This window comes from Luteitalea sp. (assembly GCF_022842525.1).
Taxonomy (GTDB): Bacteria; Acidobacteriota; Vicinamibacteria; order Vicinamibacterales; family Vicinamibacteraceae; genus Luteitalea.
This window is the reverse complement of record NZ_JALHPM010000087.1, coordinates 17,108-27,341: the sequence shown is the minus strand read 5'-3', so window position 1 is coordinate 27,341 and position 10,234 is coordinate 17,108. Positions and strand designations below refer to the sequence as shown.

The following is a 10,234-nucleotide window of genomic DNA, read 5'->3' as shown; positions in this document are numbered from 1 at the left end:
CCCGCATCGCCGCGGCCGACGGCACGGCCCTGTGGGCCGTGCGCCTCGAGCGCCTGGATACGCGCGCCGTGCTGGTGAGCCGCGACGCGGATCGCCTGATCCTGCCGGCCTCCAACATGAAGATCGTCACGCTGGCGGCCGCCGCCACGCGGCTCGGATGGGACTACCGCTTCCGGACACGCCTGTATGCGGCCGGCACACGCGACGCCCATGTGCTGCGCGGCGACCTGGTCGTGGTCGGCGGCGCCGACCCGACCCTCGGCCGTGGCGATGACCCGCTGGCGACGTTCCGCGCCTGGGCGCGGCAGCTGCGGGCCCAGGGCCTGCGCCGCATCGAGGGAGATCTCGTCGGCGATCCCTCACGCTTCGGCGAGGAGTGGCTCGGTGACTCCTGGAGCTGGGACGACCTCTCCGCCGGCTACGCGGCGGCGTACTCGGGCCTGACCTTCCACGAGAACGCCGTGCGCGTGCGCGTCACGCCCGCCGAATCGCCGGGCAGTGCCGCGACGGTGACCCTGTCGCCCCTGAGCCCCAGCATCGTCGTCGACGCCGACGTCGCGACGTCCGAGGCGGTCCCGACGGCAGCCGTGCGGGTCACCCGCGAACTCGGCAGCCCCGTGGTGCGCGTCACGGGCACCGTCCCGATCGGCGGTGCCACGGTGGAACGCGTGGTGTCGGTGCCAGACCCGCCGCGCGCCTTCCTGGACGCGCTCCGCACAGCACTCGCCGAAGAGGGGATCGACATCCGCGGCACCACGCGCGTGGCCTCGCGCCCCGATGTCGATGCAGGCGCCCCGCTGATCGTCCACGAGTCGGCGCCGCTGTCAGAGGTCGCGCAGCGCTTCATGAAGGTGAGCCAGAACCTCTACGGCGAGATCCTGCTGCGCGTCGTCACGGCCTCGGGTTCGCCTGCCGCGCCTGTCACGTCGCCAGCCGAGGCACGCGACGTGCTGCAGGACGTGATCGGGGCACTCGGCGTGCCTGTCGGCACCGTGCAGGGCCGCGATGGGTCCGGGTTGTCGCGGCGCGACTTCGTCACGGCGGGCGCCGTCACCACGCTGCTGCACGCCATGGCGCAGCCACCGCATCGCGACCACTTCCGGACGACACTGCCGGTGGCCGGGGTGGACGGCACCATCGGCTCGAGATTCAAGGGCTCGCCGTGTGCGGGGCGCCTGTTTGCCAAGACCGGCACCCTGTCGCACGTCCGCGCGCTCTCGGGTTACCTCACGTCGGCCTCGGGCTCGGAGTACGTCTTCTCCGTCATCGCCAACAACTTCCTGGTGCCCAGCCGGGAGGTCGACACCATCGTCGAGGACGCCCTCGCGCTCGTCTGCGCGTCCTAGAGAATTTCAGAATTTCAGAATTTCGGTACCGCCGCCAATTGTCGGAGCGCGTCGACCGAGACCGTCACGCCACCGGCTTGCGCCAGGTCGGGGCGACCACCGCCCTTGCCACCATGCGCGGCCACGACCTGCCGCACCACCGCGCCCGCATCGACGTCGGAGCGATCGGCGCTCCGTGCCACGACGAGGGCATGCGGCGCCGGGCCGCCGAGCAGCGCGACGACGCGCCCGGGCGTGGCCACGAGTTGTGAGGCCGCGGCACGAACACCCTGGGCGTCGGCGTCGACGAGCAGGGCCACCAGCACGCCAGTCGCATCCATGCGGCTTTCGAGCGCAGCGACCTGCAGGCCCGTCAGTCGTTCGGCCAGCTCTCTGGTCCGCCGCTGTTCCTGCTTGAGGTCCTCGCGCAGCTTGCCGATCGCATCCGGCACGTCCGCTGCAGCCACCGACAGGATCCGCGCCGAGGCGTCGGCCGCATCGCGCAGCGCCCGGTAGCTCTCGACGGCGCGCCGGCCGCACAGGAACGTCACCCGCGTGCCGCCGCGGAAGCGCTCCGTGCCGCGGATGACGATCAGGCCCACCTCGCCGGTGGCGTGCACGTGCGTGCCGCCGCAGGCCGACAGGTCGTGGTCGGGAATGTCGATCAGTCGCACGCGCCCTTCGCGTGCCGTGGCCTTGCGCAGGCGGGGCTCATCCGCGAGTTCGGCGGCATCGGCATACCTGATGGCGATGGCGCGGTTGTCCCAGACGATGCGGTTGGCGTGGTCCTCGGCACGTCGGCAGTCGTCGGCCGTGACTTCGCGATGGAGATCCAGCGTGCAGGCCTCGAGGCCGAGATGCACGCTCTCGGTCCGTGCGTCGGCGACATGATCGAAGGACGCCGACAGGATGTGCTGCCCCGAATGCTGCTGGCGGAAGTCCTGGCGACGCTCGCGGTCGATTTCGCCGACGACCGCCACGCCCGTCGGGATGGGCTCCGCCACGTGATGCCAGACGACGTCATCGTCGTCGGCCGAGACATCGACGACGGGCACGATGCGGTCGCCGGCGCGCAGGGCGCCGAGATCGTGTGGCTGCCCACCGGACGTGGGGTAGAACGCCGAGCGGTCCAGGGCGACACGGTGACCGGTCGTCGTCGGCTCGCAGGCGAGCACGGTGCCGTCGAACGTCAGGAGCGCAGGGTCGTCGTAGTAGAGGCGCACGCCGCCCGATGATGCCACACGGCCCGGCCGCTACCGGACCTTGAACAACAGCAGGTGCTGCCAGGGCAGCGAGTCGACGCGGCGGTCGAGGTCGTACCCTTCGGCGCCGAACTCCTGGACCGCCTGCGACACGCTCATCTTGTGCTCCTCGCGGATGGGCACGTTGCGGTCCTCCTTGCGGAACTCGACGATCGCGATGCGGCCGCGCGGCGACAGCGAGGCCTTCATCGCCCGCAGGACGCGTTGCGGGACTGCGAGCTCGTGGTACACGTCGACCATCAGGATCAGGTCGACGACCCCGGTCGGCAGCCGAGGATCGTCGGGCGTGCTGCGCACGAGTTCGATGTTGGTGAGCCCGAGCTTCTTCGCCCTGCGGCCGACCAGTTCGAGCATCTCGGGCTGCAGGTCCACGGCGAGGACCTTGCCGGTCGGCCCGACGGCACGCGCCAGGCGTTCCGTGTAGTAGCCGGATCCCGCGCCGAAGTCGGCCACCACCATCCCCGGCGTCAGCTTCAGTTCCTGGACCGCCCGGCTCGGACGCTCCTCGGATTCGCGCTCCGGGCGGTCCAGCCACGGGGCGCCCTCGTGCCCCATGACGCCCGCGATGATGCGGCCAGACACCGGGTGCTGCGTGCCCGCCTGCCCGAACAGCAGGACCGAGGCCGAGAAGAAGGCGCCGGAAGCGAGGAGCAGTGACCGAAGGCGAGACCGCGTCATGCGCTTATGACGCCGCCAGGCGGGAAGACGGCTGCAGCGCCGACGGTGCCCTCACGGGGACGGCCGGCTCCACCTTCGCCAAGGCTTCGGAGGACGAGTCGGAGAGCCGGCCCTACCCGACGGGTGCCCGATTCCCGGCCGACGGTGCCCGGTGCCCGGATGACGGCGCCCGGTTCCCGGTTCCCGATTCCCGGTTCCCGGTTCCCGCCTCCGTCAGAGGTCGATCTGAAAGTGATACGCGCTGATGCGCATCCGGTGGCGCAGGTAGAACCGGTGCGCGTCGTGCCGCTGCACCCCGGAGTCGAGCTCGAAGGCGGCACAGCCCTCCTCGCGCGCGTAGGCCATCAGCCAGTGCAGCAGCGCATCGCCGTGCCCCTTCGAACGCTCGCCATCGTCGGTCACCAGGTCGTCCACGTAGAGGACCAGGCCCGACTTGAGCTGCTCGATCAGGCGGAAGCCGGCGACGGCGACCACGCGGCCGTGCTCGGCGTGCAGCACCAGGCGCAGCCCGAGGCGCTCGGCCGCCCGCACGCGCTCGACGAAGGACGTCTCGTCGAGGTGCGGCCGCAGTTGTCGCATCACCGGGAAGGCCGAGGCCACCTCGGCGTCGGTCGTGGCGAAGGTCGTCGTGGTCATGGGCGATCGAGCGCGGGGTCCGGCACGCCGGCCTCGGCGAACCCGCGCGCCCGAAGCTGGCAGCTGTCGCACCGGCCGCACGGGCGGCCCTCGTCGGTCGGGGCGTAGCAGGAGTGGGTGAGGCCGTAGTCGAGACCAAGCGCCACGCCGCGACGGATGATGTCGGCCTTGGACATGTGCTGCAGCGGCGCATGGATGCGCAGCGGCGAGCCGTGCACGCCGGCCGCCGTCGCCAGGCGCCCCATGCGTTCGAACGCCTCGATGTACTCGGGCCGGCAGTCCGGATACCCCGAGTAGTCGAGCGCGTTGACGCCGATGACGATGTCGGAGGCGCCGACGGTTTCGGCCCACGCCAGTGCGAGCGAGAGGAAGATCGTGTTGCGCGCCGGCACGTACGTGCTCGGGATGTCGTCGGCCGTCGCCACGTCACGGTCGAGCGGCACGGCGCTGGCGCCAGTCAGGGCCGACCGGGCGATGTCGCGGAGATCGAGATCGAGCTCGACGTGGCGCTCGACGCGCAGGGCCTGTGCGGCACGCCTCGACGCCTCGATCTCCTGCGCGTGCGTCTGGCCGTAGCGCACCGTGAGAGCGAACAGGCGGAACCCCTCCGCGGCGGCGATGGCGCCGGCCGTGTAGGAGTCGAGTCCCCCGCTGAGCAGGAGAATGGCGGACGGCGTCGGGCTCATACGCGGCGCGCGGCGGGTTCCCAGATGTACTTGTGCTGCTGCAACTGCAGCCGCACCGGCAGCCTCGCCTCGAGGATCCACGACGCCAGGTCCGCCGGCGACACCAGGCCCCAGGCCGGCGAGAAGTGCACGGCCGCGCAGCGCCTGGCGAGATCGTGCGTGGCGGTGACGTCGCGGGCGTAGTCGAAGTCCTCGCGGCTCGCGATGACGAACTTCACCTCGTCGCGCGGCGTGAGGCGGTCGAGATTGGCCCAGTGCATGCGGCCGGCCTCGCCGCTGCCGGGGCACTTGACGTCGACGATGCGGTGCACGCCCGGAGGCACGTCGGCGACCGAGATGTGCCCCCCGGTCTCGAGCAGCACCGTGTACCCCTCGTCGAGCAGGCGCTGCATGAGGGGAATGGTCTGCTTCTGCAGCAGGGGCTCGCCGCCCGTCAGCTCGACCAGCGGGACGCCCAGGTCGCGGACCTCGGCGAGAATGTCCTCGATGGACTGCTTGCGTCCCTCGGTGAAGGCATACACCGTGTCGCACCAGGCGCAGCGCAGATCGCACGCCGTCAGACGGATGAACGTGCACGGCTGCCCGGCAAACGACGACTCGCCCTGAATCGACGGATAGATTTCGGTGATCGTCAGGGCGGGGGCGTGCACCTCGAAATTGTAGCAATGGCCGAGCGCGACCCGCTGATTCAGATTGGCACTTCCGGCTGGCACTACCCGCAGGGACGCGGGGCGTGGACCCGCATCGTCTACCCGCCGCCGAAGGCCCGAGGCGGTGTCGACGAGCTGACGTGGTATGCCGATCGCTTCCGGACGGTGGAGGTCAACGCGTCGTTCTACCGCGACCTCGACCAGGGGATCACGGCGAAGTGGGCGGCGCGGACCCCTCCAGCCTTCGAGTTCGCCATCAAGCTGCACCAGCAGTTCACCCACCCGCGCATGCACGCGCCCTCGACGCGGGAGCTCGCCCCCGTGCCCGAGCCGTCACCGGAGGCCCTGGCGCACGCCATGGACGCCCTGGCGCCCCTGCGCGAGTCCGGGCGTCTGGGACCGCTGCTGGCGCAGTTTCCTCCCAGCTTTCAGGCCACGCCCGAGGCGCTGGCCTACCTCGCCTGGCTCACCGACGCCCTGCGGGGGACGCCCCTGGCCGTCGAGTTGCGGCACCGCACCTGGAGTGACGCGCGCCGCGAGACGCTGGCCCTGCTCGACGCCGCCGGCGCCGCGTGGGTGCTCATCGACGAGCCGAAGTTCGCCTCGTCGGTCTGGCAGTCACCAGGCGTGTACGTGGAGGAGCTGCGCCAGCGGCCCTGGGCGTATGTGCGGATGCACGGCCGCAATGCCGCGCAGTGGTGGGATCACGAGGCGACCGAAGATCGCTACAACTACCTCTACGCCCCCGACGAACTCGAGCCGTTCGTCGATGTGGCCGCGGCGGCGGCGGCGCTCGGCAAGAAGCTCTATCTCTACACGAACAACCACTTTGCCGGGAACGCCGTCGCCAACGCCGCGCAGGTGCGCGCGCGGCTGGGCGATCCCGTCACGGCGTCGTTTCCGCGGACCTTCCTCGAGCGCTTTCCGCACCTCGAAGGGGTCGTCCGCACAGACGGCTTGTTCTAGGGAGGGCGCCTCGGCGAGGCGACCCTCCCACCATCGTCACTTCACCGTGACGCGCTTGAAGCGATCGGTCACGACGAGGGTCCGCGCGACCGCGAGCCCCTCGACGACCTCGCCGAAGATCACGTGCTTGCCGTCCAGGCTCGGCATCGGCCCGAGGCAGATGAACATCTGGCTGTCGGCCAGCGCGGGATTGCCCGAGTGGGCCATCGAGACGATGCCGGCGCGGTGCTTGAGCCCCTTGCTGAACTCGGCGACGCCGATCGGCGTGCCGCTGCTGCCGCCGGGGCTGCGGCCCCACCACTCGCGGTAGGTCATGTCGCGCGACATCTTGTCGCCCCACTGCACGAGCTGCCCCTTCACCACGCGGTGCACGCGCTGGGCGTTGTAGAAGTTCTTCTTCACCAGGTCGACGATGTGGGCGACCGTCTTCGGGGCCTTGTCGGGCCAGGTCTGGATGACGATGGTGCCCTTCTCGGTCTCCATCACGATCTTCGGGCCGACGGCCGGCGTCTGGGCGTCGACCGAGGTCGTCGACGCAGAGAGCCAGAGCGCAGCCAGGACGAGCAGTGACAGCAGGGTGCGGGCCATGGGGCGAATTCTACCCGTCCGGTGCCTGGCCCTGGGTAGGGCCGGTTCTCCGAACCGGCCGTCAGCGGGAGGCGACACCGTCCATGACGGCCCGCTCGGAGAGCGGGCCCTACCCACCTCCCTTGTCCCTTTCTGCGTTCGGGATGATGTACCGTACAGCCCAGTTTCCGACCTTCTCGAGGAGATCCCTGCGTGTCCCAGCTGTTTGCGGTCAAGCCGCTGTCCCAGCTCACGAGTGATGCCGACCACCACGGGGGGCCCCGTCTGGAGCGGTCGCTCGGGCCGGTGCAGCTGATCTCGCTGGGCATCGGCGCCATCATCGGCGCCGGCATCTTCTCCACGGTCGGCAGCGCGGCGGCCGGCGGCGCCAATCACCTCGGTGCCGGTCCGGCGCTGGTGATCTCGTTCATGCTGACGGCGCTCGCGTGCGGCTTCGCCGCGCTCTGCTATGCGGAGTTCGCGTCGATGGTGCCGATTGCCGGGTCGGCCTACACCTACTCGTACGCGACGCTCGGCGAACTGGTGGCCTGGATCATCGGCTGGGACCTGATCATCGAGTACGCGATTGGCAACGTGGCGGTGGCGATCTCGTGGTCGGGCTACTTCCAGGAGCTGTTGCGCGGCTTCGGCGTGACGTGGCCGCTGTGGCTCGGCATCGACTACCGGACGGCCTATCGTGCGCTGGCCGAGTATCAGGCCGCGGGCGGCGCCACCGCCGATCTGGCGCCCAGCGTCATCCGCAACGCCCAGGCCGTGCTGAATGCGCCGCACGTCTTCGGCGTGCCCCTGCTGTTCAACCTGCCGGCGTTCCTGTCGGTGATGGGCATCACCTGGGTGCTGGTGCGCGGCGTGCGCGAGAGCGCCGGCTTCAACACGGCGATGGTCGTGCTCAAGCTCGTGATCATCGCGTTCTTCCTCGGCGTTGGCGCCTTCTACGTCACGCCGGACAACTGGACGCCGTTTGCGCCCAACGGCTTTGCCGGCATCAGCAGCGCCGCGGCGATCATCTTCTTCGCGTACATCGGCTTCGATGCCGTGTCCACGGCCGCGGAGGAGACCAAGGACCCGCAGCGCAACATGCCCATCGGCATGATCGGCAGCCTGGTGATCTGCACCGTGATCTACATGGCCGTCGCCATCGTCCTCACGGGGCTGACGCCGTGGACGCAGCTCGGCACCGCCGAGCCGCTGGCCACCGCCTTCTCGGCGCGCGGCCTGCACTGGGTGTCGGGGATCATCTCGCTCGGCGCCGTGTTCGCCACGACGTCGGTGCTGATCGTCTTCCAGATGGGCCAGCCGCGCATCTTCTTCTCGATGGCGCGCGACGGCCTGCTGCCGCAGTGGGCCGCGAAGGTCCACCCGAAGTACCAGACGCCGCACGTCACCACAATCCTGACGGGGGTGTTCGTCGGCCTGCTCGCGGGCCTGGCCAACATCGACGAGATCGTCGAGCTGACCAACATCGGCACACTGTTCGCTTTCGTGCTGGTGGCGGTGGGCATCCTCATCCTGCGCCGCACCAACCCCCATGCGCACCGGCCGTTCCGCACCCCGCTGGTGCCGGCCGTGCCGCTGCTGGCCATCGGGTCGTGCGGCTACCTGATGTTCAAGCTGCCCTGGCAGACGTGGGAGCGCTTCTTCATCTGGATGGCCCTCGGTCTGGTGGTCTACTTCGCCTACGGCTACCGGCACAGCAAGCTGCGCGCACAGCAGGAGCAGCGCTAGAGCAAGGGACAAGGGACGAGTACGCACGTCACAAGGGATACACGGGACAAGGGACAAGAAACGGGAGGGACACGCAACGAGAGGCGGGACGGAATGAGGTTCGCCTTGCCCCCTTGTCCCTTGCGTCCTTGCCGCTCGTCCCTTGGCCCCCTTGTGACTTGTCCCCGTGTCCCTCGTCCCTTGGTCCCGGTCGCCCTACCCCTTCGCCCAGCTGAGGGCGTAGATGGGCGGCAGGTCGGCGCTGATGCGCGTCCACCGCTCTCCCTCGTTCGCACTGGTCCACAGCGATCCCGTCGTGCTGCCCATCGCGAGGTGCGGGTGGGCCGCGTCCTCGCTCACGACGAGGCAGTGGCGGTAGATGAGGTGATACGCGTGCGCCTGGGGCAGGCCCTCGGTGAGCACGTCGAAGGTTCGCCCGCCGTCGCGGGTGCGCGACACGACGACCCGGCCGTCCACCGGAATGCGCCGCTCGTCCTTGATCGCCGGCGCGAACCAGGCCACCTCGGGATTCGCCGGGTGCACGGCCACCGCGAAGCCGAAGGCCGACGGCTGTGCCGTCGTGACCTCGGTCCACTCCGCGCCCCCATTCACTGAACGGAAGATCCCGTTGTGGTGCTGCACCCACAGCGCGTCGGGCTGCGCGGGGCACGCCATCATCAGGTGCGCGTCCTGCACGATGGGGTCGTACTCCTGCCCTGGCGGCATGTACTCGGCCCGCATGCCCTGACTCGACACGCGCCACGTCTCCCCACCATCGTCACTGCGCCAGGCGCCTCCCGTGGAGATGGCGACCATCACGCGCTCAGGATGCGACGGATGCGTCACGACGCTGTGGATGCCGGGCCAGTCGTAGCCGCCACCACCCCACTGGGCGCGCTCCGGCAGATTCCAGAGCGGCATGTTCAGCGTCCACGTCTCACCGCGATCGCTCGAATGGAAGAGCCCGCCCGGAATCGTGCCGCACCAGAGCCCTCCGGGCCGCGAGTGGTCGGGCGCGAGGGCCCAAAGTTGCTGCACCTTCCACGGCACTTCCTCCCCACGCATCGGGTCGCGCACGACCGGCGCATCAGCAGGCTTCTCGGGGTACGCGGGCGCGGCCACCTCGCGCCACGCCCCGCCGGGATCGCGACGATGCAACTTGCAGCCGAAGTGGCCGAGATTCAGGCCGGCGTAGGTGGTGCCGTCGCGCGGATCGCACAGCGCGATGGTCACCGGGTCGCCGAGGAAGGCCGAGTCCGTGAGCGCCAGGCTGTCGCCCGTGCGGTCGTAGGTGAACAGTCCCTTGCGGGTCGAGACGAGCAGTGTGTCGGGCATGGCGGAGTCCCTCCTGGCGCGAAACGCGGATCAGCAGTTGGACTGGCGAGCGCCCCGAAAATCATCGGGACGCGCGGACTGCCGTGGGACGCGACGCCCCGAGCCACTCTGACAGCGCTATCCGCCCGAGAGCGCCTGCATGACGTCGATGTCGCTGTCGGGCTGCAACGCGTCGCTGAGGGTCGTCCGGTCGCGCACGGGGGTCCCGTCGACGAACACCGTGACGTGCTTGCGGAGCGCGCCCTGTTCATCCACGAGATACGACTTCAACGTCGGCGTCGCGAGAAAGATCTGCGACAGCGCGTCCCGGACCGTCTGCCCGTCCACATGGACATCCGGCGTCGAGACATGGCGCTGCAGGCTCGGAGTGAATCGCACGAGAGGCATGGCTGGTTGGGGAACCT

General features: G+C 70.0%; 11 protein-coding genes. 3 read left to right on the top strand and 8 right to left on the bottom strand.

Translation table 11 applies throughout. The features are described from left to right. Positions 1-1,346: D-alanyl-D-alanine carboxypeptidase/D-alanyl-D-alanine-endopeptidase (dacB, locus tag Q0C41_RS17345; RefSeq protein ID WP_291985691.1), on the top strand; the 1,346-nt coding region annotated here is incomplete at its 5' end. Between the two features lie 14 nt (positions 1,347-1,360). On the opposite strand, the gene Q0C41_RS17340 is transcribed toward dacB, so the two are convergent. The 5 genes from Q0C41_RS17340 to Q0C41_RS17320 form a co-directional block, all read right to left on the bottom strand. Further along, on the bottom strand, positions 1,361-2,548 hold the full coding sequence (locus Q0C41_RS17340; protein ID WP_291985688.1) for a DHHA1 domain-containing protein: 1,188 nt from the start codon (positions 2,546-2,548) through the stop codon (positions 1,361-1,363). 30 nt (positions 2,549-2,578) lie between these two features. Beyond that, complete coding sequence (locus Q0C41_RS17335) at positions 2,579-3,265, bottom strand: class I SAM-dependent methyltransferase (RefSeq protein ID WP_291985686.1); 687 nt, start codon at positions 3,263-3,265, stop codon at positions 2,579-2,581. A gap of 213 nt (positions 3,266-3,478) precedes the next feature. Further along, a complete protein-coding gene (locus Q0C41_RS17330; protein WP_291985684.1) occupies positions 3,479-3,901 on the bottom strand; it encodes a GNAT family N-acetyltransferase in 423 nt (140 codons plus the stop codon). Then, positions 3,898-4,587, bottom strand: a complete 690-nt coding sequence (gene queC, locus Q0C41_RS17325) for a 7-cyano-7-deazaguanine synthase QueC (RefSeq protein WP_291985682.1) — start codon at positions 4,585-4,587, stop codon at positions 3,898-3,900. The genes Q0C41_RS17330 and queC overlap by 4 nt, the downstream gene beginning before the upstream one ends. Further along, positions 4,584-5,237: a radical SAM protein gene (locus Q0C41_RS17320; protein WP_291985681.1), complete on the bottom strand. Its 654-nt coding sequence runs from the start codon at positions 5,235-5,237 to the stop codon at positions 4,584-4,586. Before Q0C41_RS17320 ends, queC begins: the two co-directional genes overlap by 4 nt. A 15-nt stretch (positions 5,238-5,252) precedes the next feature. Here Q0C41_RS17320 and Q0C41_RS17315 point away from each other — a divergent pair, with 15 nt between their 5' ends. Continuing rightward, positions 5,253-6,203: a DUF72 domain-containing protein gene (locus Q0C41_RS17315; RefSeq protein ID WP_291985679.1), complete on the top strand. Its 951-nt coding sequence runs from the start codon at positions 5,253-5,255 to the stop codon at positions 6,201-6,203. A 36-nt stretch (positions 6,204-6,239) separates the two neighbouring features. On the opposite strand, the gene Q0C41_RS17310 is transcribed toward Q0C41_RS17315, so the two are convergent. Next, positions 6,240-6,791 (bottom strand): peptidylprolyl isomerase, encoded by a 552-nt coding sequence (locus tag Q0C41_RS17310; protein WP_291985677.1) that lies wholly within the window; start codon positions 6,789-6,791, stop codon positions 6,240-6,242. A gap of 192 nt (positions 6,792-6,983) precedes the next feature. Here Q0C41_RS17310 and Q0C41_RS17305 point away from each other — a divergent pair, with 192 nt between their 5' ends. Continuing rightward, positions 6,984-8,516 carry an amino acid permease gene (locus Q0C41_RS17305; protein WP_291985675.1) on the top strand — a complete coding sequence of 511 codons (1,533 nt, stop codon included), beginning with the start codon at positions 6,984-6,986 and terminating at the stop codon, positions 8,514-8,516. Between the two features lie 195 nt (positions 8,517-8,711). On the opposite strand, the gene Q0C41_RS17300 is transcribed toward Q0C41_RS17305, so the two are convergent. Together Q0C41_RS17300 and Q0C41_RS17295 are read right to left on the bottom strand one after the other, a co-directional pair. Continuing rightward, positions 8,712-9,830: a sialidase family protein gene (locus Q0C41_RS17300; protein WP_291985673.1), complete on the bottom strand. Its 1,119-nt coding sequence runs from the start codon at positions 9,828-9,830 to the stop codon at positions 8,712-8,714. Between the two features lie 117 nt (positions 9,831-9,947). Further along, entirely contained in the window at positions 9,948-10,217 is a 270-nt protein-coding gene (locus Q0C41_RS17295) for a MoaD/ThiS family protein (protein WP_291985671.1), read from the bottom strand. Positions 10,218-10,234 lie beyond the last annotated feature (17 nt).